This window comes from Deltaproteobacteria bacterium, from assembly GCA_021159305.1.
In the GTDB taxonomy this organism is placed as follows: domain Bacteria; phylum Campylobacterota_A; class Desulfurellia; order JAGGSF01; family JAGGSF01; genus JAGGSF01.
On record JAGGSB010000087.1, the window covers coordinates 43866 to 69852 of the forward strand.

The following is a 25987-nucleotide window of genomic DNA, read 5'->3' on the forward strand; positions in this document are numbered from 1 at the left end:
AAGGGTTATCTATACATTTGCTCTTTTTTGGGTACCCACCACTCTATAAAATTGTACATAATGCCTGCCTTTTCTTGCTCTATTCCCTTAAACCTTTTGTGTACTACGGATATGCCACGAGGGAAATACAAAACGATATAGGGAACTTTGTCCATAATAATCTCGTTTATTCTTTCATAAATCTCTTTTCTCTTATTTATATTGAATGTTTCCCTCCCTTTTTTTAACAATTTATCCACTTCTTTATTCTTAAAATATACAAAGTTGAACTCCTTTACCTGCGAGGAATGCCACAACGCATATTCATCAGGATCTACCCCCAATTGCCATCCCAATAGCACAGCATCAAAAGAACCAGATTCCAATAATCTTAAAAAAGCTTGCCATTCTAAAATCCTGATATTTATCTTTATTCCTACACTTTTAAGAAACTGCTGAATCATTATCGCCGCATAGTTTCTGTCTGTATTCCCCTGGTTGGTCAAAATGGTAAATTCAAATCTTTTACCATCCTTATCCAGATATCCATCTCTATTGCTGTCAGAAAAGCCCGCTTCTCTCAACAGTTTCCTCGCTTTTTCGGGATCATAGTTGTAGATTTTCTTTTTTTGAAAGGCAAATGAGCGTGGAGAATATATACAATCGTAAACATCACTATATCCTAAAAGAATAGTATTCGCTATCTTCTCTCTATCTATAGCATAGCAGATAGCCTTTCTTACACGTTCGTCAGAAAAAAGCTTGACCCGCAGGTTAAGTCCAACATAGGTGAAACCAGCACTGGGCGTGACAAATACCTGAAATTTTTCTCTCATCTTCCGTTTAAATTCATAGATATACTGCATGGGATTTAGCCCCATCATATCTATGTGACCAGTATAGAGTTCCAAAAGCATTGTAGAGGCATCGGGAATGATTCTATAAATAACTTTATCTATGCGTGGTCTATCTCTAAAATACAAAGGATTGGCAACGAGTGTAATTTCCTGCCCCGCCTTCCATCTCAAGAGTTTATACGGACCTGTGCCTATGGGATGTCTATTGAATATATCTGTATTTAAATCTTTCCCTTTTAAGATATGTTCAGGAATAATGCCCATCATCCAGGAAGAAAGTGCAGGAGCAAAAGGAACTTTATATTCCACAGAGATGATATATTTGCTTATTATCTTCACATCCTTTATCAAAAGGAAATCGCCACTATAGGGCGTAGCCACTGTTCCATCGGTGAGTTTTTTATAGGTAAAGAAGACATCACGAGCTGTAAATTCCACACCATCCTGCCATAGAACATTCTTTCTCAAATAAAATGTGATTTTTTTTCCTCCATCTTCTATTTTAAAACTTTTTGCTAAATCACCTACAATATTTAAATCTTTGTCATACTTTAAAAGTCCATTGAATATCAAAGAGGATATATCACTGGATGCAGAATCTGTAGATAACATAGGAATAAGTCTCTTTGGTTCACCAATAGAACCTATAATAATGGTTGAAGAAAACGAAACAGAAGGAAAAAGCAAAAATAACAGAATTAATGCTACTCTCACGGTGCTTTTATAGGCAGCTCTGGTAACGGTTTTTGTGCTTTCTGAGGCACAGCCTTTTCTGTTTTCGTTTTTTTCATTATTGTTTTTGTTTTACTTTTGTAAAAAATAAGAGAGATGCTAACGGAATTTGCCATAAACATAAATACTAAAATCCATGTAACCTTTGTTAAGAATGGCAAAGCTCCTCTTGCGCCAAACATCGTCTCTGCCGCGCCTGCACCAAAAGAAACACCCATCTCTGCTCCCCTTCCCTTCTGTAACAAGATAAGGAAGATAATTATAAATGCCAATATGACTTGAACAACAATAGAAATATAAAGCATTACAATCCCTTTACACGAATAAATTCATTTACTATTTTAACAAAACTTTCTTTATGTAAGCTTGCTCCTCCAATAAGGAAGCCATCAATATCCTTTTCCTTTGCCAATGTTTCAGCATTTTCCACCTTTACACTACCTCCATATATAACAGGAATATCCTTTCCTGTTATGTGTTTTGTTAATTTCTTTATGAACCTGTGCGATTCCTGAGCCTGCTGGGGAGTAGCTATTTTTCCAGTGCCTATCGCCCATACTGGCTCATAAGCAATAATTAATCTTTCCATCTCTGTTTTATCAAGAGTTTTTGTAATTTGAGAAGCTAAGACATCTTCTGTTTTGCCATTTTCTCTGTCTTCCAATTTCTCTCCAATACAAAGTATTGGTAAAATATCCCATCTCTTGCAGGCTAATAATTTATTCCTCAACATGGCATCATCTTCGTTAAAATAATTCCTCCTCTCTGAATGTCCAACCAATGTTAAAGAACAACCTATGCTCTTTAACATAAGAGGTGAAACCTCCCCTGTATATGCACCCTCATCCTGAAAGTATATATTTTGAGCGCCGGCCTGAATTACCGAACCAAACAAAGCATCTTGAACATCTTTTAGAAAGATAGTCGGCGGAAAGACAAAGATATCAGCCTTCCTTGATTGTTGACCTAAATTTTCTTTCAGCTCAAGCGCTAAATTCAATACCTCAGAATGGGTAAAATGCATCTTCCAATTACCAGCAACAATATATTTCATTCTAATGCCTCTATACCAGGTAATGTTCCTTTCTCTAAAAACTGCAAACTCGCCCCTCCTCCTGTAGAAATGAAGGTAATTCCATCGCTTTCTTTCGCTTTTTTTATAGCACCATCCGTATCCCCTCCGCCCACGATGCTCATTGCAGGGCTTGATGCTACCTCGTGAGCAATAGAATTTGTGCCCCTTGCAAATTTATCTATCTCATAGACACCGAGAGGACCATTCCACACAATAGTAGCCGTATCTTCCAATACCTCACTGAATAACTTGCAAGAAGCAGGGCCGATGTCCGCGGCAAACCACTTGCAAGGAATTTCTTGATAAGGTACTATTTTAGTCACTGCGTCTTCTTCTATTCTTTCTGCTACTACAAAATCTACAGGTGGATACAGTTTTATCTTTTTATCTTTGGCCTGGGAAATAACAAATTTTGCCTGTTCAATAGAATCTTCATCAAACAGAGACGAACCCGCAGAAAAACCCATAGCATGGAGAAAAGTAAACGCCATTCCTCCACCTATAATTACCTTGTCCAAATGATCTAACAGATTTATCAATGCTCCCAACTTTGTAGATATTTTTACACCACCCAGGATGAGGGCAAAGGGTCTCGCAGGATTTTCCAATATTTTTCTCCAATATCCCATCTCTTTCAATAGCAGAAGACCCGCTGCTTTTTTCTTGCACATCTTAGGCAGAGCATGCACCGATGCATTTCTTCTATGAGAAGTGCCAAATGCATCACTTACATATATATCAAATAACCTCTTCAGTTGCCGGGCAAACACCTCGTCGTCTCTTCTCTCTCCATCGTAGAAACGCAGGTTTTCTAACAGGATAACATCTCCCTTTTTCATGGACGAAATTGTTTTTTCTACCTTTTCTCCTACGCAATCATCAACAAACAAAACCTTTTTCTTTAAAGCCTTAGACAGGTTCTCTGCAACCGGATATAGTGAGTACTGGGAATCTCTTTTTTTTGGTCTGCCAAGATGAGATGCCAGTATAACTTTTGCCCTCCTACTCAAAGCATACTCAATTGTGGGTAGCGTTTCTCTTATCCTCCTTTCGTCGCTGATATTTCCATCTTTATCCAAGGGCACATTAAAATCACAGCGAATAAATACTTTTTTACCATCTATATCCAGATCTTTTATACTTTTCACTTTCTCCCTACCCATAACACCAAGTCTCTTAACCTGCAGGAATAAGCCCACTCGTTGTCATACCAGGAAAGAACCTTAACCATAGTCCCACCCATTACCTTCGTGGAAAGACCATCTACGACCGCAGAACAGCTATTCCCAACGATATCTCGAGAAACTATTGGTTCTTCGGTGTATCCCAATATTCCCTTCATCTCATTTTCAGAAGCTTTCCTGAAAGCATTGTTTACCTCTTCCACGGTAACATTCTTTTTAAGAATTGTTATTATATCGGATATAGCCCCATCGACAGTGGGCACGCGCATCGCCATCCCATCAAATTTTCCCTTCAAGGAAGGAATAACCTGGGTTACCGCTACAGCAGCATTGGTAGTAGTAGGAATAATAGACATCGCAGCTGACCGAGCTCTTCTTAAATCCTTATGAGGAGCATCCAATAATCTTTGGTCATTGGTGTAAGAATGAACAGTGGTCATCAGTGCCTTTTCTACACCAAAACTCTCTTCCAATACCTTCATTACCGGTGTGAGGCTATTGGTAGTGCAGGAAGCATTGGAAATAATATTGTGTTTCTCAGGATTGTAATCTTTTTCATTGATTCCCATATTGATCATTACCGCATCTTTATCTTCATTTTTATATCTGGCACTAAGCACTACCTTCTTTGCTCCAGCTTGTAGATGCTTGCGGCAGTCTTCCAATTTGGTAAACAATCCCGTTGACTCTAACACAACATCTATGCCCATATCTTTCCAGGGCAGTTTTGCAGGGTCTCTTTCTGCTAAAATCTTGATCTCCTTACCATTTACTGTAATAAAACCCTTGCCTGCTTCAATATCGTAGGGAAGTATGCCAAAAGTAGAATCATATTTTAAAAGGTGAGCTAAAGTATGAGCATCTGTAATATCATTTGTAGCTACTATATCTATTTCATCATATCCCGCACACGCTCGGAAGAACATCCGACCTATCCTACCAAATCCATTGATCGCTACTTTCATTTTTCACATCTCCTTTATTTTTTTATCAAATTACAACAAAATTATTTCTTTTGCAAGACAGTTTCGCTATTATGAATAGATGAAAAAAATACTATTTGTGTTAGGCGGACTGGATTTTGGTGGTATAGAGGTTTCACTGCTGGGTGTATGCAAGTATCTTAAAAGAAAAGGAAACTTTTATCCTGTTGTTTTGAATATCTCCGGACATGGAGATATGAACAAAAATTTTAGAGAAGAGGGAATAGAGCTTATAAATTTGAAAAACAACAATGAAAGAACACTTTCCTGTCATAGATTAGATACCAGTTTCACTTTAAGAAGAATAATAAAAAACATTCATCCCCGTATTATTCACACTATGACCTTTCCTGCCGATTATCATACAAGGTTAGCCACATTGGGTATAAATATTCCCATAATCACACATATACAAAGTGCAAAGATAGAAAAAAAATGGCACAGGAGATTTTTTAATCGTCTGTTTTCTTCAAAAACTACATTGTATATTGCCGTATCTAAAAAGGTAAAAGAAATAGTAGAAAAGTGGCATACGAATAAAAAGCCTGTTTATGTTTTATACAATGCCATAGATACAGAAAGATATAGAATACCTTCAAAGGAAGAGATAAAAGAAATGAAAGAAAAATTGAATATTAACAATGAATTTATCATAGGCAGTGTGGGAAGAATGTTTATTGCTGCAAAGGGATTTGATATCTTAATAAGGGCATTCAAAAAAATACTGGATAAAGATATAAAGATGAAACTTGTCTTGGTGGGTTCTGGAAAAGATGAAAAACTCTTAAAAGATCTGGCAACTTCTTTAAACATACAAAAACAGGTAATCTTTACAGGTTACAAGAAAGATGCATATAAATATATGAGAATGATGGATTTGTTCATTATGCCATCTCTGTATGAAGGATTTGGCAATGTGCATTTAGAGGCAATGTATATGGGAGTGCCCTGTATTATATCAAGATATGTTCCATCCCTTGAGATTGCAGAGGATAGTGCATTTAAAATTAAACCCAACGAGAAAGAGATTGTGGACGCTGTTTTATATTTAATGGAAAACAAAAAACTAAGAGAAAATATGGTGAAAGAAGGAAAGAGAATCATTCAATCCTTCACCACGGAAAGATATGTAGAAAAGCTGGAGAAGATATATGAAGATATTGGTAAGCGTTATTACACCCACCTACAATAGAAAAGAGCTGCTTTCCCGTGCTATAAAAAGTCTGCTCAAACAAACCTATACAAATTTTGAATCTATTGTTGTAGATGATGCTTCAAGTGATAATACAAAACAGGTCGTAAAAAGTTTCGCCGATGAGAGGATAAGTTATATTCGTCTATCTAAAAATAAAGGAGCTTTGGGTGCAAAGAATGAAGGCATAAGAAAAGCAAGGGGAAAAATCATTACATTTCTGGATAGTGATGATGAATTTTTGCCCGATGCCTTGGAAAAGATTGTAGATGCATTCAATTTTCTAAAAGAGGCAAAGGCTATATTCTTTGATTGTATAAATGAAAATGGAAAAATTACAGGAAAATGGACAGTAAAAAACACATTTGTTACATTTCCAGAGCATTTGTGCAGAAAGATATATGGTGAATTTTTGCCTGCCTTAAGGAGAGAGGTATTTGAAAAAGAGATGTTCAATGAAGAGATGAGAAGCAACGAAAAAGAATTTTTCGCAAGGGTGTTAAAGAGATACGGAAAAATCCATTATGTTCCTGAGGTATGCAGGATATATCATCAAGAAGCACCCCATCGCATCACGGGGAAAGAACACATCTTTAAAAATTCACTACAGACCGCTTGTGACCTAAAGATATTCATAGATGAGTTCAAGCAGGATTTCTTGAGACTCTGTCCCGAGAGATTTTATTATTATACTTATACCATAGGGAAAAACTATTTGTTAGGAGGGGAAAATAAAAAAGCACGATATTTCTTCAAACAATGTCTGCATCACCATTTAAATCTAAGGGTTTTAACAAAATGGATACTCACCTTTGGTGGCAGCAGTATCTATAGATATTATTTTATGAGAAGGACTTGATCTTCTTATTTATCTTTGTAAAAAAGGAAGAGCTATAGGTGATAAGCTGTCTTGCAAAGATGAGTTTCTTTTTATGGGGATGTATGCGAGGAACAAATAATGGATTTGAATGCGAAGAAAAATACCCCTTTTCTGTTGTATAGCAAAATTTATAACCTGTCTTCTTTGCCAGCCTTACCGCTATGTCATCGTATTCACCAAATGGCCAGCTTAAATGATTTACTTTTGAATTAAAAGATGATTCTATTATCTTCTTTGATTTAGAAAGTTCTTCCTCTGTTCTTTTGATTCTTTCTTGCTCTGTTTCATAATGACCGAGGGATGAAAAATTATTTATCACCCTTCTTAATTCTCTTTGCCAGTTGTTTTTTAAAGATGCATCTTCTGCAAAACCTGCAGCTGCTCTTTTTACCTCATCCTTTACAAAAAATCTTCTGGAGGAAACAACACTTTTCATGGGGAAAATGGGCAAACCATAAAATAGCTTTTCTTCTTCCAATGCATAGGGAAGTGACCAGCTATGTTTAATCTTAAGAGAAGGGTTGTAGAAACCTATGAGCTTATGAGAACAAAAGTGTCTTACATGAAGGTGGGTATGGGATTGAATGCTGAATACATCTCTCATGTTGTAAATCTCCTCATAGGAGAGAAACTCTGATGATGTTCCGTTTTTTAAAAATTCTTTATTCGCCTTATCCATACCAGAGGGAATAAATAGTTCATTAAAATTTATTTTCCCATCCCAGTAATCAAACAATGTCTTCCTTAAAATTGTATGTTTGTTGATGCGAGAAGTGGCTAAAAATAATATTGCCTTCAACCCTAATTTCTTTAAAATAGGATAGGCATAGATGAAATTATCCACATATCCATCATCAAAGGTAATAACAACGCCTTTTGATTTTTTCTCATTTAGATCATCTGCTGTAAGATGATTAAAAAAGCGTTTTATAAACTTCATCTGCCAGTAGAATACATCTAAAGGCATTGCTTCACCATCGTCCTTCGGACTTATCCTGTGGTAACAGAGAACAGCTACAGCCATGGCTCCATTATAAGCGAAACAATTTTGAAATAACAACTATTATAGTTAAAGGATTGATTTTTTAATACTTTTATAGTAAATATAATGCACATGATGGAAGTTAGAATTCACGGAAGAGGGGGACAGGGAGCGGTTGTCGCATCTCAAATTCTTGCTTTAGCAGCAATGAAAGAAGGCAAATATGTGCAATCCTTTCCGGAGTTTGGTGTGGAGAGAAGGGGTGCCACGGTAGAGGCATTTGTAAGGATAGCAGATAAAAAGATAAATGAAAGATGCAAGATATATCATCCTCACTATGTAGTTGTCATGGACCCTGCACTTGTAAACATAGTTGATGTAACTGAAGGTATAAGGGAAAACGGATGGGTACTCATAAATACAAGTAAAACACCTACGGATTTCTCTTTTCATGCCAATGTAACTACGATAGATGCTTTTTCTATCGCCACTGAAAAAGAATTGGGCTCACATGGGCATCCCATTGTAAATACCACTATTTTAGGAGCATTTGTAAAGATAGCCCCGGTTGTTAACATCAAAACCCTGGTAGAAGCAATAAAGGAAAGTATTTCTTCAAATACAGAAAAAAATGTAGAAGCGGCGTTAGCTGCCTATGATAAGGTAAAAATATGAAATTTCGCGCATCGGAACTGCCGCTTACTCCAATTTCTCTAAAAAATACAATTTCTATTAGAACAGGAGACTGGAAATATGTGGAGCCATTCTATGAAGGAAAATTAGCTCCCTGCATCTCTGCCTGTCCGGTGGGAACGGATATCACCAGTTGTATTGCCCTTTTAGCTAAAGAAGAATTTCAAGAAGCAGCTAAACTGTGGAAAGAAAGTAATCCCTTTCCTGGTGTGTGCGGCAGAGTATGTCCCAGATTTTGTGAGAGGGAATGTCTTCGTAAAAACTTAGGTGGAAGCGTAAAAATTCACCTTTTAGAAAGGTTCATTGGGGATTTAAATATTTATGTTCAAAACAAAATTCAGAAAAACGGGAAGAAAATAGCTATCGTAGGCTCTGGCCCGGCAGGACTTGCCTGTGCTTATCATCTTTCAAGAAAGGGATATGAAGTAACCATTTTTGAAAAAGAAAATCTTTTAGGAGGGCTCCTGCGCGCTATTCCCTCTTACCGATTACCTCCGGAAATTGTAGATAAAGAGATTGAAGGAATTTTAAAACAGGGAATGGATATAGAAATAAATAAAGAGTTGGGAAAAGATTTTTCCTTGGAAGAGTTAAAACAAAAATTTGATGCAATCTGTATAGCCACAGGACTGAAGGAAAGAAAGTTGAATATAAAAGGAGCGAAACTTTCTAATGTATGGAGTGGCAGAGAATTCTTAAAACTGAATAAGGATATACAAAACAAAAAGATTGCCGTAATCGGCGGCGGAGATACGGCTATAGATGCGGCGAGAACAGCTTTAAGAAGAGATTCAAAGGTTGATATCTTTTACAGACGGAGAATGGAAGATATGCCTGCTAATCCTTATGAAGTAGAAGAAGCCATAGAAGAAGGTGTTGATATAAAATACTTATCCGAACCTTTAAAAATAGAAAAATACAACTCTTTTCTCAGGCTTTTTTTAAAAAAGAAAGCAGATGAAAAAGACGAATTTTTCATCAGTACAGATGGAGTGGTGATAGCAATTGGCGAAGAGAGAGAAATGGTTAACAACGAAATAAAGGATACTTTTCTCTGCGGCGATATACTAACGCAAAAAGGAACAGTGTCTCATGCCATTGGTTCTGGTAAAGAGGTTGCTTCTTTAATTCATGAATACTTTTTTGGAGAAGAAACTTCTACTGCTTTACCTATTGCGAAGTTTGAAGACTTAAATTTAGATTATTTCAAGGAAGAGTATCCACCAGAAGAGAAAAAAAGAGATATATCTCAAAGGATAAAGGATTTTGATGAGGTATATCAGGGATTAACAAAAGAAGAGGTAATAAAAGAAGCAAAGAGATGTTTTGGTTGTGGAAAGTGCAATGGATGCGATAACTGTTATGTATTTTGTCCTGACGCAGCTATTTCTAAACAAGATGGGAAATACATTATAGATTATGACCATTGTAAGGGCTGTGGTATATGTATGGAAGAATGTCCCAGAAGTGTAATTTCCATGAGGAGAACAGAAAAATGAAAAAACTTCTTACCGGAAATTATGCTGCCTCTTACGGTGCCATACTATCCCGGGCAGAGGTTATCTCTGCTTACCCCATTACACCCCAGACCCAAATTGTAGAAAAACTATCTACTATGGTGGCAGAGGGAAAATTGGATGCCGAATTTATCAATGTAGAATCGGAACGCTCAGCCCTGGCAGTATGTATGGGTGCATCTGCAACAGGTGCCCGTGCATTTACGGCAACTTCAGCCCAGGGATTAGCTCTTATGCATGAACTTTTGCACTGGGCAGCAGGTGCACGTTTACCTTTGGTCTTGGTTAATGTCAACCGGGCAATGGCTCCTGGCTGGACAGTATGGTGTGATGAAAACGACAGCCTGTCGCAGAGAGATACGGGTTGGATACAGCTTTATTGTGAAAGTAATCAGGAAGTATTAGATACGGTTATTCAAGCCTACAAAATTGCAGAAAAGATTATGTTACCGGTGATGATTTGTATGGACGGTATATTTCTATCTCATACCCAGGAGGTAGTGGATGTTCCAGAGCAAGAAAAAGTAGACAGGTTTCTTCTCCCTTACAAGCCACCGTTTTCCCTGGACACATCTTCTCCTCATGCCTTTGGCAGTCTTGTGCCCCCTCATGTTTATTTTGAGTTTCGCTACAAATTGCAGCAGGCGATGGATGAGGCGCAAACAGAAATTGAGAAAACAGGCAAAGAATTTGGAAATACATTTGGAAGAGATTATGGACTTTTGGATGAATATCTCCTGAATGATGCAGAGGTAGCTATTGTTGCTTTAGGAACAGTGTGCGGAACATGCAGAGTAGCAATAGATAGATTAAATGAAAAAGGAAACAAGATCGGAATGCTCAGAATAAGAACATTTAGACCATTGCCTAAGAAAAAAATAATAGAGAGTTTAAAAGATGTAAAAAAGATTATTATAATAGACAGAAACATTTCCTACGGTCACCATGGTATTTTACACGAGGAGATAAAATCCGCATTTTATAGAAAACTAAATATGCCCCTGTTTGGTTTTATTGCCGGGTTAGGGGGTAGAGACATTACGCCCGAAGATATCGAACAGATGGTAAACTACACATTGAAACATGAAGAGCCAGATACAGACATTCTATGGTGGGGAGTAAATAAATGAAAATATTTACCATACCCGAAGAAGAAAATATGAACTCGGGGCATGTCGCCTGTCCAGGGTGTGCCTCTGCGTTGTCAATGAGGTTTGCTTTAAAAGCATTGGGAAGAGAAACTATCCTCACCGTTCCTGCCTGCTGCTGGTCTGTTATAGATGGTCCTTTTCCTTATTCTGCGGTAAAAGTGCCTTTATTTCATATTGCTTTCGGCACAACTGCAGCCTTTGCTTCCGGCATCAAAGCCGCTTTAAAAATGAAGAATAAAAAAGCCAATGTCGTGGTATGGTGTGGAGATGGAGAGGCATTTGATATAGGTTTCCAAACCTTATCTGGGGCTGCAGAGAGAAAGGAGAATATTATCTTTGTATGTTATGATAATGAAGGCTATATGAATACGGGAATCCAACGCTCTTCTGCTACACCAATAAAAGCCTGGACAACTACTACTCCCCAAAAATATCCTAAACAGGAATTTAAAAAAGATTTAATGGAGATCTTTGCTGCCCATAGGATTCCCTATGCCGCAACAGCGACGGTGGCTTTTCCTGAAGATATGATAAGAAAATTTTCTAAAGCCAAAGAAATAGAAGGATTAAAACTTATTCATATTCTTTCTCCATGCCCCCCAGGGTGGAAATTTCCAGAGAACCTTACTATAAAAATTTCTCGTTTGGCTGTAGAAACAGGGATTTTTCCACTTTATGAAATAGAGCACGGTGAAAAGTATACGATAAACCATATACCAAAGTGGTTACCAGTAGAGGACTATTTGAAGAAGCAAGGAAGGTTTTCTCATCTAACAGGAAAGGATTACCAAGAAAAAAAAGCATCTGTTGAAAAAAAATGGCTTGAGCTTAGAGAAAAATCTAAATCTCTTGAAAAAATTCCAAAATTAAGTAATAATTAACTTACACTTACAAGTTTAAAAGGAGGTAAAGATGATAAGGTTACATGAATACCAGGCAAAGCGGATATTTTTATCCTATGACATTTCTGTTCCTACGGGATATGTTGCCTTTTCACCGGACGATGCCTGGAAAATAGCGTTGGAAATCGGTCCGCCTGTGGTTTTAAAGGCACAAATTCACGCTGGGGGAAGAGGATTGGCCGGTGGTGTAAAAATTGCCAAAACAGCAGATGAAGCAAAAGAAATCGCCTCTCAGATATTAGGAAAAAAATTGGTTACTGCACAAACAGGATCTCAGGGAATAATAGTAAAAAGATTGTTGGTGGAAGAAGCAGTAAATATAGATAGAGAAATATACTTCAGTATTGTCGTTGATAGAAAAACATGTAAGCCGGCAATTATTGCCTCATCTGCCGGTGGAATGGCGATTGAAGAAATTGCAAAAAATCATCCCGAACAGATTATTACTGAACCCATTGAACCAATAGTGGGCATTATGCCCTATCAAATAAGAAGATTAAGTGATTTCTTAGGATTTGATAATAATAAAAAAGAGGCAGCACATATCTTCACCACACTGTACAAAATATTTGTGGAAAAAGACTGTAGGTTAGTAGAGACCAATCCTTTAGTTCTGTGTAAAAATGGCAGTTTGATGGCCATAGATGCAAAGATGAGCATTGATGAAGATGCATTATTCAGACAAAAAGATATGGCAAGACTATGGGATATTACACAATCAGATCCGTCTGAGTTGGAAGCACAAAAACATAAACTGAGTTTTGTAAGATTAGATGGTAATATTGGCTGTATGGTGAATGGAGCAGGATTGTCTATGGCTACAATGGACCTCATAAAGATGCATGGAGGAGAACCAGCAAATTTCCTTGATGTTGGCGGCAAAGCAACACCAGAAACAATTGCCAAAGGTTTTGAAATAATATTAAATGATCCTTCAGTGCGAGCAATATTGGTAAACATATTCGGCGGCATTGTTAGATGCGATAGGGTAGCAGACGGAATCATAAAAGCTGTACAACAGGTTAATGTGAATGTACCAGTTGCAATACGGCTTGCAGGCACAAACAGAGAAGAAGCAATAAGTATATTAAAAAAAGCTCCATTTAAATTTTCAGTTATGGATGATTTAAATGAAGCAGCGAAAGAAGTCGTTAAGTTAGCAAAGAGTGCTTAGGGAGGAAAAAAATGTCTGTATGTGTTAATGAATCAACAAAAGTAGTAGTGCAAGGTATAACAGGAAAAGAGGGAAATTTTCACGCTTTTCAGTGTAAACAATATGGCACTCAAGTTGTGGCAGGTGTTACCCCGGGAAAGGAAGGAGAAGAAGTGGCTGGCATTCCTGTATTCAACACGGTGAAAAAGGCAGTTGAAGAAACGAAAGCAAATACTTCACTTATTTTTGTACCACCGCCATTTGCGATGGACTCAGTACTGGAAGCAATAGACGCAGGAATAAAGACTGTTGTGTGTATTACAGAAGGAATACCTATAATGGATATGGTAAAGGTAAGAACGGTGGTGAAAGCAGAAGGAGTTACATTTATCGGTCCTAATACGCCAGGCATCATTACTGCAGGCGAGGCAAAATTAGGCATTATGCCAGGATTCATATTTAAAAAAGGCTCTGTAGGTATAATGTCAAGAAGTGGAACACTGCTTTACGAAGTTGCGGATCAGGTAACAAAATCAGGGTTAGGAGAATCTACTGCTTTAGGTATAGGAGGAGATCCGATTATAGGCACAGATTATATATACTGGGTGAAATTGTTTGAAGAAGACCCTCAGACCAAAGCCATCTTTATTATTGGAGAAATAGGTGGAATGATGGAGGAAGAAACAGCAGAATTTATAAAGTCAAACATTAAAAAACCTGTTTTTGCATTTATTTCTGGAAGGACTGCGCCACCCGGGAAAAGAATGGGTCACGCAGGAGCAATTATTATGGGTGGCAAGGGTGGTGCAGAGACAAAGATTAAAGCTTTAAGAAAAGCAGGTGTAACAGTTATAGAAAACATTACAGAAGTGGGTAAAATAATGAAGGAGAAAATGAGTAAAGGTTAAACTTTTACTATCTTTTTCTCTCTGATAAATACCAGAAAAGTTTCCACTAAATAGGAGGGATGTAAGGTGCGGAAGAGTTTTTTGTAACTGTGCATCTTCGCTCTGTGCTTATCTATGTTTTCTCTGCTGAAGGTTTCTGTTTTGTAGTCAAAGATAAGAATCTTTTTGCCTTCTATTACGCGATCAACAATGTATGTTTTATCTTTCATGCAAACAGATAGTTCATTTCTTCCGGATTGGGAGAAGATAAACTGTGCTATTTTGCCGTTTAAAAAATCTTCTATCGTTTTTCTTGCTTGTTTCCACAAATTATCTGAGACAAATAAAAACCGGCTCTTTATTTTCTTTTCTATTTCATCCAATCTTCCAAAATCATCTTCTGTATTTATCATCTCTAAAAAGGCATGGATTATTTTCCCGAATAGACGAGTTTCTCTTTCGCCCAAAATTTCTTCCACCTTTTCCATACCACCCCACCATATCTTGTTTAGTGGTTCACAATAATTCTTTTCCTCTATTTTTTTAGCCTTAGACCATTTTTCTTTTATTCCATCTCTAAAGGGTATATTTATATACCTATTAATTTCGTTAAACCAGGTTTTACCTTTTTTCCCGTAACCCGAGATATACAATTCATATTTGGCTCGGGTTAAAGCAACATACAGAATATTTAATTCCTCTTGAATACATTTTTCATTTTCTTCCTCAAATATTTCTCTTAAGTTTGGCAATTTCTCTCTCTCTTTCTTGGTATGCATCTTATATATTCCCCGAAATGTAAAATTGTCATCATAGGAAAAAATAAATTTATTCTTGCGTGGATCCAAACCCAAACTGAAGTCTGTCTCAGGCAGAATCACCGCATCAAATTCCAATCCCTTCGCCTTATGTATCGTTGAAAGCCTGATTGTCTTTCGGTGTTCTGGATGCTGGATATAAAACCTCTCTCTGTTTTCCTCTAAATATTGCAGGAATAACAAAAGCAACGGTGGATTTTCTCTTTCATAATCTGCTGCTATGTCTAAAAGCATAGCAATATTATCAGTAACCGATTCTCCTGCTTGTTCCACAATTTTCAAAATCAATGCATTTAGAGAAATATGGTTAACCTTAGGCGTAAGAGACTCAATTTTTTTTGTACAAAGTCCATATTTGTAATATTCATCTTGTTGAGGTAAAAAATATAAAGCATTCATTATATTTCTTACCTCCGGCACATCCAATAAAAACAGTTTTCCCTCTGCAATATAAGGTATGTTTTGTTCGTCAAATATCTTACATATATCATTGATCATCCTACCTGTTCTGGTTAATATTGCCACCTCTTGTCCACGCCTTATAAGCTCCTTTGCTTTTTCCACGGTTTGATTTATAACCTCTTCTCTTGTTTCAAATCTGTTTACCTCTACATATCCTTCTTCATCTATTACTGCCTCCTGAGATGCGTAATCATCAAGTAAACGGAGAAATAGGTTGTTTACAAAATTCACTATCCTTTTTGAACTTCTGTAATTTTTATCCAGTGAAATAGTTTTAATCTTTCCCTTAAATCTTTTCTCTACATGGTGGAATAGTCCTGCTTCTCCACCTCTAAATCTATATATGGATTGCTTTGTATCCCCCACATAAAACAGGCTTCCCTTTTCTTCCTTAGTGCCTATGCCCGATGTAATCTCTTCTACCAGTGGTTCTAATATCTTCCATTGGATAACACTAATATCTTGAAATTCATCAATCAAAAGATGCTTTACTCTTCCGTCTAAGCGAAAGTAAAAATAGTCTTTATCTATACTCTTTTGAAAAAGGTTGTGAACCAAAACCTCCATATCGTGGAAGGTTACAATGTTCCTCTTTTGTTTTAATTCTTCCCATGAACGCAAAAAAGAAAAGAATGAAAAACACAAAGCATGAAGATAGGGATCAGAAGGAAATTCATGATATCGCTCTTTTATATCTATTTCCCTCATGTACAACTCTTCCATCAAATCAAGCAGGAATTTCTTAACATTCAAGCTAACAGAATGATGAAAACCATACAGTTTTTCTATGGATTCCTGCAATATTTCATTCTTCTCCGCGTTTTCGAACAGTGTATCTATTATTTCTCTCAAATATCTCTTTACTTCACTTTCCTCAACAATTCTGTATCCAGGCAATCTACCTGCCTCAAAGGGAAATAAACCTATAACTGAAGAAAAGAAGCTGTGCACAGTAGAGATATTCAAAGAAAATCCACATTTATATAAATTATTTAATATAAGTTGTATTTTACCTCTTGCTTTTTCCCTGTCATTATCCAAAACAGTTAATAGCTCATCATCTTCCCCTCTTACAATATTTTCAATTCTCTCTCTAAGTTTCCTGCGAATATCACAGATAGCACTATTGGAGAAGGTAATCACCAAAATTTCCTCATATCCCACACCTTTATAAAGTAAAGCAATGAGGCGAGAGATGAGGGAATATGTCTTCCCTGTACCAGCAGAAGCTAAAACGGCAATATTTTCTTCAGGATTACACAAATCTACCATTTAAGCCATCTCTTGCAGATTGTTTTATAAAAGCACATATTGCATTTTTCCTCCTGCTCTGTAAAACAAAAAGGGCAATCTTCATCTAAGATAAGAGCAAATATCTCGTCTAATTCGTCCTGGAATTTTTTTATATCTATCTTTTCTGCCTTTAAACAAAAATCCTTCTTCAGGTCGTAAAATCCCAATTGCACAATATTTTCCGCCTTTGTATATCCCGTTTTATCTAAAAGCAATGCATAGAACGGTAACTGAACATTCACAAGTTCATTCTTCTTTTTTATATAAGTTTTTTTTATATATCCTGTCTTGTAATCCAAAATAGCATATTCCCCATCTCTTACATCTATGCGATCTATTATTCCCTTTATCTTTATCAGGGTATCGTTTTTTAGTCGATATTCAGCTTTTCTCCTCATCTCCAGTTCTTTTATCTTCCATCCTTCGTTGAATCGCTTTTCTTCCTCATTAAAAAAGTTTTCAAACTTTTTAATATACATTTTCATTCGCCATTCATCGTAAAATGTAGCGGTTTTTGAGAGCAATTCTTTTTCAAACAGTTGTTTTAACTCAGACCACGACTTACCTTTTTGATAAATCTTTTTCAAAGCATCATGTACAATAACCCCATAATCTACCGCTTCCATCTCTCCCTTCCATTTTCGTGGTTCAGGGATGCCCACCACATTCTTTAGATAGAATTTATAGGGACAAAAGAGAAAATCATTTACAGAGGTAGCAGAATAATTGATATTTAACAATTTTTCACGAAAATCTTTCTTTCTTGGTAATGTTAATTCTTTTTTTGTATTGATGCTTTTCTGGACAACTGCCTTGCAGTTGCCAGCAAATGTTACATTTGTCTGAACAACTGCTTGAGGAAAAAGAATTTTGGCATCTATCTTCTTAGACTGAAATGGATACAAAAAGCGACTCTCTTCCTGTCCCTTTTTTTCATTTACCCGAGAGGCAAAATAGACATAAGGATGGGCTTTTGAAAGTTCATCAAAATAACACGCAAATAAAGCTTCTCTATCGTCTGCTGTGGGAAGGCCCACCCGCTTTCTAATATAGGTGTTGAGGAAATATTCTTTTTCACTCTTTTTTGGAAACACACCCTCCGTCAGTGAAGGAACGATTATCGCTTTAAAATCTATACCTCTCGCTTCCAGCACGCCGAGCAGCTGTATGCCGTTTTCCCTTTCTCCATAAAGAGAAATACGCTTTTCATTACCCAAACTCAAAAATAGATGAACAATAGAATGAAAATCAGACAAATGGAACATTTGCTGACAACTGCCCTGCAGTTGATCAGAGAAATCATCTTTATTGAGATTTGCAACAAAATCCATTTCATCTAAAATCTCATGATAGGCGTCTCTTTCATAAATATTGATAGACTCTCTACTATATTTATCCAGAATATGTCTCAATTTTTGGCAAAATGTCTCTATTTTATTTGTATCACACAGAGAAAAGATTTCTCTTAAAAGTACTTCTATCTCCTCATACCCTTCTATATGCTCGGTAAATATGTCAAATCTCACCTTTTTCTCATTTTCTATATTTTCTTCCACTTTTTTGGCATATTCATTCATCATTTTTAAAAAAGGATGCCTCAAAAAAGACAAGAACTCAGCACAATAAAAATCAGCTTCTCTAACATCGCATAGACTTTTTACAAATACATAACTCAACGATGTCTTAAAGGGCAAACCAGAGGAATAGTTGTAAGGAATACCCATCTTCTCTAAAAATGAGATAAGAGGCATAGCCAGGGATTCATCGGGTAAAATGACGGCAATTTCATTTAGGGGAATGTTCTTCTTGTCTGTTCTTTCTATTGCCTTTATGACAAATGCTATTTCTTCCATCGTGTTTTGACATTGAAAAACCTCCACCTCAGGTAAAATTTGTGGGTAAGGACAATAAGACAGTTCTATAGTTTCATCAAGCTTTAATCCTTCAATATTTTTGTACACAAAATCGTTTTCTTCCCACGAGATTATCCAGTCTACAGTAAATAATCTGGAAAGGGTATTTAGTATCTTTTTTTCCTTCTTTGTTATAGCCAGAAAACCAGAAAAATACAATTTACTCAAAGGTAAAACAGGTGATGTAGATACAAATTCCTCTACCTTTTTTAATCTTTCTGCATCATCCAGAAACCCATTTGCCTTTAATATCTTTTTGTAAGAAACAAATACATTCTGCAAAAGATCTATATGCTTTTCATAATCGCTGTACAAAGCTTCTTTCTTCAGATCATCAAAATTTATCTCTTCTTTTTCCAGCTCTTGAAAAAAACTCCCCAATTTTACACCGATAGTTACAAACTTTAAAAAATCTTCCCATAGCTCCTTGCTTGCATTTAGATTTTCTAATTCTTTTCTATAATTTTTCAGTACATTCCACAAAAGGAGATTTAAGGTAGGTTTTCCAGGAAATACTCTTTCTTCACCGCTACTTAATAGCAACCAATCGTAAAACTCTACGATGGAAAATAACCTCGGAGGAATAAATACACTATCTATTTCTTTTAACAACCTTTTCTTAAAGTAATAAGCAGCCCTTTTTGAAGGAAAAACACAACAGAGAGAAGAAAAATCGGGCAAAAAACTCTCATTTTCTTTTAGAAAATAGCTCACTGCTGTTTTCAGAAAGGGTTGTTGAATGGGAATTTTTATCAATTTCATATTGAATGGATTTTAATAGTTGTCAAAACACAAAATAGATTCATATCCTTCATCAATACAAGCCTTTCTTAAACTATCTATTGCTTCTTTGGAGGCCCCTAAATAAACCAATTTTTGTGCATCCAGAAGAAATCCCTTGTTTATACAAGCCTTTATTAGAGCATCTACTTCCTCCATTGAAAGCTTTCTTTTTCTCATTTTAAGCACTTCTAAGACCTCGGGGACCCATCCGTTTCTGATACAGTCTTTTATTAATAGTTCATACTTTTCCTTTGATGTTCCCAGCCTGGCTGCGTCTATGGCTGCTCCAATCCATCCCTTGCTTCTATAAAAATCCACTATGGGGTTAATTTCCTTTAATGGAATATTTAAGATTTTCATTACACTGCGGATTTCTTCAACATGTCCGGCGTTGATGTGAGCCATTATTAAAAAAATCCTCATTTTTTTTGAAGCCCCCAACTTGGCTTTCCTTAAAGCCTGATCGAGATCGTTTCTTTCTATATAGGCTTTTACCAGCGAATCAATCTTTTCTGTTTTATTCATTTTAATCATCTCCTTACATTTCTCCATTTATCATAGTTCTTTTCTCATATTGGTCAATATTTCATTTTATTTGACTTCTGCCCTAATCTAAATATAATTTAAGAAGTTAATTTATTTAACAGTGGATAGTGCTCGCAAACATATAGTTAGAATTTAAACAACCTAAAGGAGATAAAGATTATGGAAATGTGTGAAAAAATTAAGTCTTTGAGAAAGAAAAAGGGTTATACTTTAAAAGTTTTAGCAGACAAAGTGGGATGTACGGATGCTTATATCTCTCAGATAGAAACAGGCAAAGCTGTTCCTTCTATCTCTATTTTAAAAAAATTGGCTGAGTCTTTAAATGAAGACATGAGAGATTTAATATGTGATGAAAGAAGGGAAGATAAAATATTTCTTAATGCTAAAGAAAGAACAAAAATCATCTATCCGGAGAGTAAGATACGAGCAGAACTGCTGGTTAAAAAAATTACCACCAAAGCTATGGAACCTTTGTATAAGGTGATACCTGTTGGCGAGAGCAGTAAGGGAATACATCAACATGAAGGAGAAGAATTCGGTTATATACTGAAGGGTAGCTTGGAATTATGTGTGGAAGACCAAAAAAAGGTACTTTATAAAGGAGATAGTTTTTACTTCAACGCACATAAACCGCATTCCTATAAGAATGTCGGAGATGAAGATGTAGAAACAATTTGGGTTGTTGTACCACCTGTATTATAACTGGTAAACATTTAAGACATGATGACAAAATGGCAACTTACATGCAAGCTTCAGTCCATGTAATGGTAAAGAAGAGGTAGTTGTAAAATGAAAGAAATAGCCGTTGCAAATTTCTCTTATCTTTTTCAAGATAAAAGAATTAATGGATACTGCCCTTAAACTCACATAATTATAAAAAGAGTCAAATTTCATCTTTTCAAATCTCTCGTTCCTTATATCACAAGAAAGTTTAAGTGTTGCGCATACAAACCGAAGGAAGGCAGCTTTTTTCCCGTTTGATTCTACAAGTGTAACATACATATCAGGTTCATATATCTTGGCAGCTAACCCCGGAAAACCTGCCCCAGAACCAACATCTAACAGCTTCCCTCTATCTTCATCTTTTATTACTTTAAATAACAAGAGTGATTCACACAACTGATATTTGACTAAATTTTCAAAGGAAGCAGAAAAAAGATTTATCTTTCTGTTCCATTTAAAAAGTAGCTGCATATACAACCAGAAGTTATCTGCATTTTTTCCTTCTATGTCAATTTCATAAAGGCAATTTCTAAACAACTCTGTAAATTTTTCTTCACTTAAGATTTCCGACATAAAACCTTCTCTGGAAGTTTATACTATAAAATGATTCTCTTAATCAACTGCTAAAAACAATGGTTTTGTTTCCATACACCAAGATTCTATTTTCCAGATGTAGCTTTATTGCTCGAGAAAACACTATCTTTTCTATATCTCTACCTTTGTAAATTAAGTCCTCTATAGAATCTCTATGCGTAACCCGAATTACATCCTGTTCAATGATCGGCCCAGCATCAAGTTCACCAGTTACATAATGGCTGGTAGCCCCAATGACTTTCACTCCTCTTTCCCTGGCCTGACGGTAAGGATGAGAACCTGCAAAGGCAGGTAAAAATGAGTGATGAATGTTGATAATACAGTTTGGATAGTGGGAAATAAATTGTGGCGTTAAGATTTGCATATAGCGTGCAAGTGCAATTAAATCTATATTGTGTTCTTTAAGAAGAGCCAACTCCTTTTTTTCCACTGTCATCTTTGTTTGTGAATTAATTGGAAATACATAAAAGGGAATTCCAAAGGTTTTTGCCACTGGACTTAAATCTGGATGATTGCCAATAATTAACTTAATATTGGTCACAAACTCACCTGCACTATGCCGTAGAAGAATTTCATACAAGCAATGAGATGCTTTTGAAACAAAGATAGCCATGTTGGGGATATCATCTGTAAAATATAGGCGCCAATCTACCTGAAAACGTTGAGCCAAAGAACTAAACGCCCTTGACATCTCTTGTCTTCCTAAATCAAAACCATTCATTTCCCATTCAATCCGCATAAAAAATTGCCCTTTTTCTGTGTCCGTGTATTGATCAGCGTGGACAATATTTCCCTTATGTTCATAAATAAATTGAGAAACTGAGGCTACAATGCCCTTTTTATCAGGACAAGAAAGCAACAGAACAGCATGATTTCGTAATGAATCCATTTCACCACTCTACTTTAATGTTTTAGAGTATCATGCCATGAAACAGGCTTTAGGTCAACACTTACAATATGTTTCACGTGAAACTATTTCCCCAGGCAAAATGTAGAAAACATTTTATCTAACATATCTTCTGTGGTTACATTTCCTATCAACTCACCCAAAGCATCTATAATAAACTGTATTTCTATAGAAATTAGAGCAGGGTCTATGTTGTCTTTAATGTGTCGTCTTAAAATCGGAATTTTCCCCATGGCTTTTTCTAATGTTTTCTTTTGTCTCTCATTTGTAACGGCAATCTCGCTGTCATTCACATTATAAGAAATAATCTGCCCGTAAATTTCCTTCTTCAATTTATCCAAGCCTCTGTTATCTAAAAGACAACCTTCTACTATGGGACATTGAGGGAAAAAATCTGCCAATTTCTCTTTATTTATTTTCTTGTCTAAATCTACTTTATTCGCAAATATAACCTTTCTGCAGGAGGCATTCTTCAGCAAATCTATAATAACTTTATCTTCCTCATCCAATTCTCTCGATACATCCAGAACAAAAACCACTATATCTGCTTTTTCTATGGAATTTTTACTACGTTCTACTCCCAAACTTTCTATTAAACCTTCTGTTTTTCTTATACCTGCTGTATCTAAAATCCTAAACGGCACACCATTTAAAGTAATATATTCGGATATCACATCTCTCGTCGTACCGGGAATATCTGTTACAATCGCCCGTTCATCATTTAATAAAGCGTTGAGAAGAGAAGATTTGCCTACATTTGGTTTCCCCACTATAGACAAGGTAACGCCACTTACAATATTTATACCTATAGAGGCAGACTGCAAGAGCTTATCCAACACACCATAAATATCATCCACTATCTTTAATTTGCTCTCTATTGAAATGTTGGAGTAGTCTTCTTCTGGATAATCTATCATCACTTCATTATAAGAAAGGAGCAGTAACAGCTTTTCTCTCAACCCTCTCACAATTTGAGAAAGCTTCCCTGAAAGCTGGTTCTGACAGATTATTAAAGCTCTTTCAGTTTTAGCTGAAATCACCTCTGCTACCGCCTCTGCCTGTAAAAGATCAATTCTACCATTTAGAAAGGCCATCTTTGTAAACTCACCGGGCTGAGCCATACGAGCACCATTTTCAAGCAATATACTTAAAACCTTTTTTAAAACTATTATTCCACCATGACAGTTTATTTCCACCATGTCTTCTGTGGTATAGGAATGAGGTGCTTTCATTATTGAAAGCAAGACCTCATCTATAATCTCTTCTCTTTTATCTACGATATGTCCATAATATATGTGATGTGATAAAAAATGTTTCTTATGAGGACGAAATATCCTTTGAGCAATGGACAATGATTGAGAACCACTCATTCTCACTATACCTATCGCGCCATTTCCTAAAGGCGTAGCTATAGCTGCTATCGTATCCTGTTCTAAGCTCATCCTGCTTTTTTCTGTTCGGAAAGCTTAAGCCTTTTTGCATCTATGAAGATTTGTTGGCCTACCGTCAAGATATTGTTAAAAAGCCAGTAGATAACAAGACCAGATGGAAAATTCAAAAACATCACCGTAAATATGAGAGGCAAGAAAGCCATTAACTTCGCTTGTTTTGGGTCCACAGAAGCAGGCATTATTTTTTGCTGAACATACATACTTGCACCCATAAGAATGGGTGTAATAAAATAGGGATCACGGACAGAGAGGTCATGAATCCAGAAGACAAATGGTGCTCCTCTCAATTCTATAGCATTTAACAAAACACTATATAAAGCAATAAATATAGGAATCTGAATAAGCATAGGCAAGCACCCGCCGAACGGGTTTACCTTATTCCTTTTATACAGTTCCATTGTTGCTTTACTTATTTGCTCTTGTTTGCCTTTATATTTTGCTTGGATTTCTTTTAACTGGGGTTGTAAGTCCTGCATACGTTTCATAGAGCGAAAAGACATGAAACCTAAAGGATAAAAAACAAGTCTGATCAAAAAGGTGAGGATGAGTATTGCAATACCATAATTGCCTACCATATGGTAGAAGAGCTTGAGCACATAAAGCAAGGGTTTCCCAATAAAACCAAACATGCCAAAAGTTACAATGCGCGAAAGCTCATGATTGTAGGATTTCAATATATCAATTTCTTTTGGTCCAGCATAAACGGAAAGATTCATAGAAGAAAGCTTGCTGTATTTTATAAATGAATTTTTTCCTTCATTTTCTTCAAACCCACAATTAGAGGGAGTGGTCTCAGGAATAGCAAGAAAACAAAAATATTTGTCTTCCTGCCCTGCCCACTGAACATTGCCTTCTGTATGGTTGATCTTTTTATCCTTGCGCAGTTTACCTCCAATAAGAGCTATACTGCCTATGTGAGCATGCTTTTTCTTCTTTTGAGAACCTAAATCTGGACCCAAGTAAATAGAAAAAGGAGAATCAAAAGAAAAAATCCTGCCATCTTTCAGAAATTCAAGCTTGTATGAAAACAGATAAGAATCGTAAAAAAAAGTGTACATCTTCACAATTTTATACCCTTCTCCTAAATCCTTTTCAAAAACAACTGTTTTTTCAGTCTTCCTGGGAGAAAGAGTAACTTTATCTATGCTACACATATAAGGAACTTGTTCCCATTTTTCTAAGGTGTCATTAAAAAAGACTGTTCTTAAAGGATAAGGTCCCCCTTTTTTTATCAATTTTACGCCTTTATAAGATTTCATATCAAGATTTGTAATCACTGCTCCTTGAGATGAAAGTGTTGCCGTATAAAGATTATTAGAAACAACTATTGTCTTTGCGGGACGTTTTTCAAAGCGGGTTATTTTTCCTTCAACTAATCTTTCCTTTTCTACTTTTTTTTCTACCTTCTCACTTATAACTGATTTTTTCTGTAATGCCTTTTTTGGCGTAGGAGACATAAAAAAATAACCGTAAAGTATAAAAACAAAAAAAGATAAAACAAAAGCGATAATTACATTTCTTTCCATATTCTTTTCCTTAATGGTGATTTTATGGGAGGGTCATAGCCTCCTTGAGACCAAGGTGCACACCTAACTATTCTCCATATAGCCATCAAAAATCCTTCTAAAGGACCAAATCTTCGTATTGCCTGTGTAGCATATACCGAACAAGAAGGATAAAACCTGCATCTCTTGGGGAAAATAGGAGAAACAAAATAGCGATAAAATCTGATAAAATTAATTAACAAAAAACTTACAGCATTTCCAAACAACTTTGAAATTGTTCGTTTATCTCTTTCCACAATGCATTCTCCAAACCTCTGTGAGCGATTAATACTATATCGTATCCACCTTTTATCCGTTCATAATTCAATCTAAAAAGCTCTCTCAATCTTCTTTTGCATCTATTCCTTATGCAAGCATTGCCTACCTTTTTGCTGGCTATTACTCCCAACCGCGAGTGATTCTTCTCATTTTTTTTCGCCAGTACAGTAAAATAGCGCGTATTACATTTCCTTCCGACCCCAAGTATTTCTCTATATAGACTACTGGATCTTACTTTCTTTTCAAGACCAAAGCGCATTACACAGAAATTCTCTTTCTTCCTTTCGCCCTTCTTCTATTTAAAATTGCTCTGCCGTTCCTAGTCTTCATGCGCGCTCTAAAACCATGCGTTCTCTTACGCGGTATATTGTGTGGCTGATAAGTTCTTTTCATTCTCTAACCTCCAAACACCTGCGAAGTATACACAACACACAATTAAAAGGCAAACATTTTAAAATTGAAAAGTGAACAAAGAATGGTATTATGTGAGAAGAATAAAAGTAAGGG

At 36.2% G+C, this 25987-nt stretch carries 25 protein-coding genes; 9 read left to right on the plus strand and 16 right to left on the minus strand.

Features of this window, described 5'->3' with window-relative positions:
• Positions 1–5: 5 nt before the first annotated feature.
• The 5 genes from J7J10_05685 to gap are packed head-to-tail and all read right to left on the minus strand — an operon-like array spanning position 6 to position 4792.
• Positions 6–1550, minus strand: coding sequence for a peptide-binding protein (locus J7J10_05685; protein MCD6130419.1), 1545 nt, complete (start codon positions 1548–1550; stop codon positions 6–8).
• A complete protein-coding gene (gene secG / locus J7J10_05690; GenBank protein MCD6130420.1) occupies positions 1547–1873 on the minus strand; it encodes a preprotein translocase subunit SecG in 327 nt (108 codons plus the stop codon). Before secG ends, J7J10_05685 begins: the two co-directional genes overlap by 4 nt.
• Positions 1873–2628, minus strand: a complete 756-nt coding sequence (locus J7J10_05695) for a triose-phosphate isomerase (protein MCD6130421.1) — start codon at positions 2626–2628, stop codon at positions 1873–1875. The genes secG and J7J10_05695 overlap by 1 nt, the downstream gene beginning before the upstream one ends.
• The gene (locus J7J10_05700; GenBank protein MCD6130422.1) at positions 2619–3806 is read right to left on the minus strand and encodes a phosphoglycerate kinase; all 1188 of its coding nucleotides are present in this window, start codon (positions 3804–3806) and stop codon (positions 2619–2621) included. Before J7J10_05700 ends, J7J10_05695 begins: the two co-directional genes overlap by 10 nt.
• On the minus strand, positions 3788–4792 hold the full coding sequence (gap, locus tag J7J10_05705) for a type I glyceraldehyde-3-phosphate dehydrogenase (protein ID MCD6130423.1): 1005 nt from the start codon (positions 4790–4792) through the stop codon (positions 3788–3790). Before gap ends, J7J10_05700 begins: the two co-directional genes overlap by 19 nt.
• A 79-nt stretch (positions 4793–4871) precedes the next feature.
• Between gap and J7J10_05710 the strand changes: the two genes are divergently transcribed.
• Complete coding sequence (locus J7J10_05710) at positions 4872–6002, plus strand: glycosyltransferase (protein ID MCD6130424.1); 1131 nt, start codon at positions 4872–4874, stop codon at positions 6000–6002.
• Positions 5962–6861: a glycosyltransferase family 2 protein gene (locus J7J10_05715; GenBank protein ID MCD6130425.1), complete on the plus strand. Its 900-nt coding sequence runs from the start codon at positions 5962–5964 to the stop codon at positions 6859–6861. The genes J7J10_05710 and J7J10_05715 overlap by 41 nt, the downstream gene beginning before the upstream one ends.
• On the opposite strand, the gene J7J10_05720 is transcribed toward J7J10_05715, so the two are convergent.
• Positions 6845–7906 carry a polysaccharide deacetylase family protein gene (locus J7J10_05720; protein ID MCD6130426.1) on the minus strand — a complete coding sequence of 354 codons (1062 nt, stop codon included), beginning with the start codon at positions 7904–7906 and terminating at the stop codon, positions 6845–6847. The genes J7J10_05715 and J7J10_05720 overlap by 17 nt on opposite strands.
• Positions 7907–7996: 90 nt before the next feature.
• Between J7J10_05720 and J7J10_05725 the strand changes: the two genes are divergently transcribed.
• Genes J7J10_05725 through sucD form a run of 6 tightly spaced genes read left to right on the plus strand, consistent with a single transcriptional unit; the run spans position 7997 to position 14188 of the window.
• Positions 7997–8539 (plus strand): 2-oxoacid:acceptor oxidoreductase family protein, encoded by a 543-nt coding sequence (locus J7J10_05725; GenBank protein MCD6130427.1) that lies wholly within the window; start codon positions 7997–7999, stop codon positions 8537–8539.
• Entirely contained in the window at positions 8536–10056 is a 1521-nt protein-coding gene (locus J7J10_05730; GenBank protein MCD6130428.1) for an FAD-dependent oxidoreductase, read from the plus strand. The genes J7J10_05725 and J7J10_05730 overlap by 4 nt, the downstream gene beginning before the upstream one ends.
• Positions 10053–11204 carry a pyruvate ferredoxin oxidoreductase gene (gene porA, locus J7J10_05735; GenBank protein MCD6130429.1) on the plus strand — a complete coding sequence of 384 codons (1152 nt, stop codon included), beginning with the start codon at positions 10053–10055 and terminating at the stop codon, positions 11202–11204. Before J7J10_05730 ends, porA begins: the two co-directional genes overlap by 4 nt.
• Positions 11201–12106 carry a pyruvate synthase subunit beta gene (locus J7J10_05740; protein ID MCD6130430.1) on the plus strand — a complete coding sequence of 302 codons (906 nt, stop codon included), beginning with the start codon at positions 11201–11203 and terminating at the stop codon, positions 12104–12106. Before porA ends, J7J10_05740 begins: the two co-directional genes overlap by 4 nt.
• A gap of 34 nt (positions 12107–12140) precedes the next feature.
• Complete coding sequence (gene sucC, locus J7J10_05745) at positions 12141–13301, plus strand: ADP-forming succinate--CoA ligase subunit beta (protein ID MCD6130431.1); 1161 nt, start codon at positions 12141–12143, stop codon at positions 13299–13301.
• A gap of 11 nt (positions 13302–13312) precedes the next feature.
• The gene (sucD, locus tag J7J10_05750; GenBank protein MCD6130432.1) at positions 13313–14188 is read left to right on the plus strand and encodes a succinate--CoA ligase subunit alpha; all 876 of its coding nucleotides are present in this window, start codon (positions 13313–13315) and stop codon (positions 14186–14188) included.
• Here the strand turns inward: sucD and J7J10_05755 are convergent.
• From J7J10_05755 to J7J10_05765, 3 genes are read right to left on the minus strand one after another with little or no spacing between them, the layout of a single operon-like run.
• Positions 14185–16719: a UvrD-helicase domain-containing protein gene (locus J7J10_05755; protein MCD6130433.1), complete on the minus strand. Its 2535-nt coding sequence runs from the start codon at positions 16717–16719 to the stop codon at positions 14185–14187. The genes sucD and J7J10_05755 overlap by 4 nt on opposite strands.
• The gene (locus J7J10_05760) at positions 16713–19415 is read right to left on the minus strand and encodes a PD-(D/E)XK nuclease family protein (GenBank protein MCD6130434.1); all 2703 of its coding nucleotides are present in this window, start codon (positions 19413–19415) and stop codon (positions 16713–16715) included. The genes J7J10_05755 and J7J10_05760 overlap by 7 nt, the downstream gene beginning before the upstream one ends.
• Positions 19416–19427: 12 nt before the next feature.
• Positions 19428–19961 carry a hypothetical protein gene (locus tag J7J10_05765; protein ID MCD6130435.1) on the minus strand — a complete coding sequence of 178 codons (534 nt, stop codon included), beginning with the start codon at positions 19959–19961 and terminating at the stop codon, positions 19428–19430.
• A gap of 186 nt (positions 19962–20147) precedes the next feature.
• On the opposite strand from J7J10_05765, the gene J7J10_05770 reads away from it, so the two are divergent.
• Positions 20148–20684: a helix-turn-helix transcriptional regulator gene (locus J7J10_05770; protein MCD6130436.1), complete on the plus strand. Its 537-nt coding sequence runs from the start codon at positions 20148–20150 to the stop codon at positions 20682–20684.
• Here J7J10_05770 and rsmG read toward each other — a convergent pair.
• The 7 genes from rsmG to rpmH all read right to left on the minus strand — a co-directional run bounded on the left by rsmG (position 20679) and on the right by rpmH (position 25873).
• Complete coding sequence (gene rsmG / locus J7J10_05775) at positions 20679–21278, minus strand: 16S rRNA (guanine(527)-N(7))-methyltransferase RsmG (protein MCD6130437.1); 600 nt, start codon at positions 21276–21278, stop codon at positions 20679–20681. The genes J7J10_05770 and rsmG overlap by 6 nt on opposite strands.
• A 43-nt stretch (positions 21279–21321) precedes the next feature.
• A complete protein-coding gene (purU, locus tag J7J10_05780) occupies positions 21322–22188 on the minus strand; it encodes a formyltetrahydrofolate deformylase (protein ID MCD6130438.1) in 867 nt (288 codons plus the stop codon).
• An 83-nt stretch (positions 22189–22271) separates the two neighbouring features.
• Positions 22272–23648, minus strand: coding sequence for a tRNA uridine-5-carboxymethylaminomethyl(34) synthesis GTPase MnmE (gene mnmE, locus J7J10_05785; protein MCD6130439.1), 1377 nt, complete (start codon positions 23646–23648; stop codon positions 22272–22274).
• Positions 23645–25183, minus strand: coding sequence for a membrane protein insertase YidC (gene yidC / locus J7J10_05790; GenBank protein ID MCD6130440.1), 1539 nt, complete (start codon positions 25181–25183; stop codon positions 23645–23647). Before yidC ends, mnmE begins: the two co-directional genes overlap by 4 nt.
• Positions 25168–25437, minus strand: coding sequence for a membrane protein insertion efficiency factor YidD (yidD, locus tag J7J10_05795; protein MCD6130441.1), 270 nt, complete (start codon positions 25435–25437; stop codon positions 25168–25170). Before yidD ends, yidC begins: the two co-directional genes overlap by 16 nt.
• Positions 25410–25739, minus strand: a complete 330-nt coding sequence (gene rnpA / locus J7J10_05800; GenBank protein MCD6130442.1) for a ribonuclease P protein component — start codon at positions 25737–25739, stop codon at positions 25410–25412. Before rnpA ends, yidD begins: the two co-directional genes overlap by 28 nt.
• Entirely contained in the window at positions 25739–25873 is a 135-nt protein-coding gene (gene rpmH, locus J7J10_05805) for a 50S ribosomal protein L34 (protein ID MCD6130443.1), read from the minus strand. The genes rnpA and rpmH overlap by 1 nt, the downstream gene beginning before the upstream one ends.
• Positions 25874–25987: the final 114 nt, after the last annotated feature.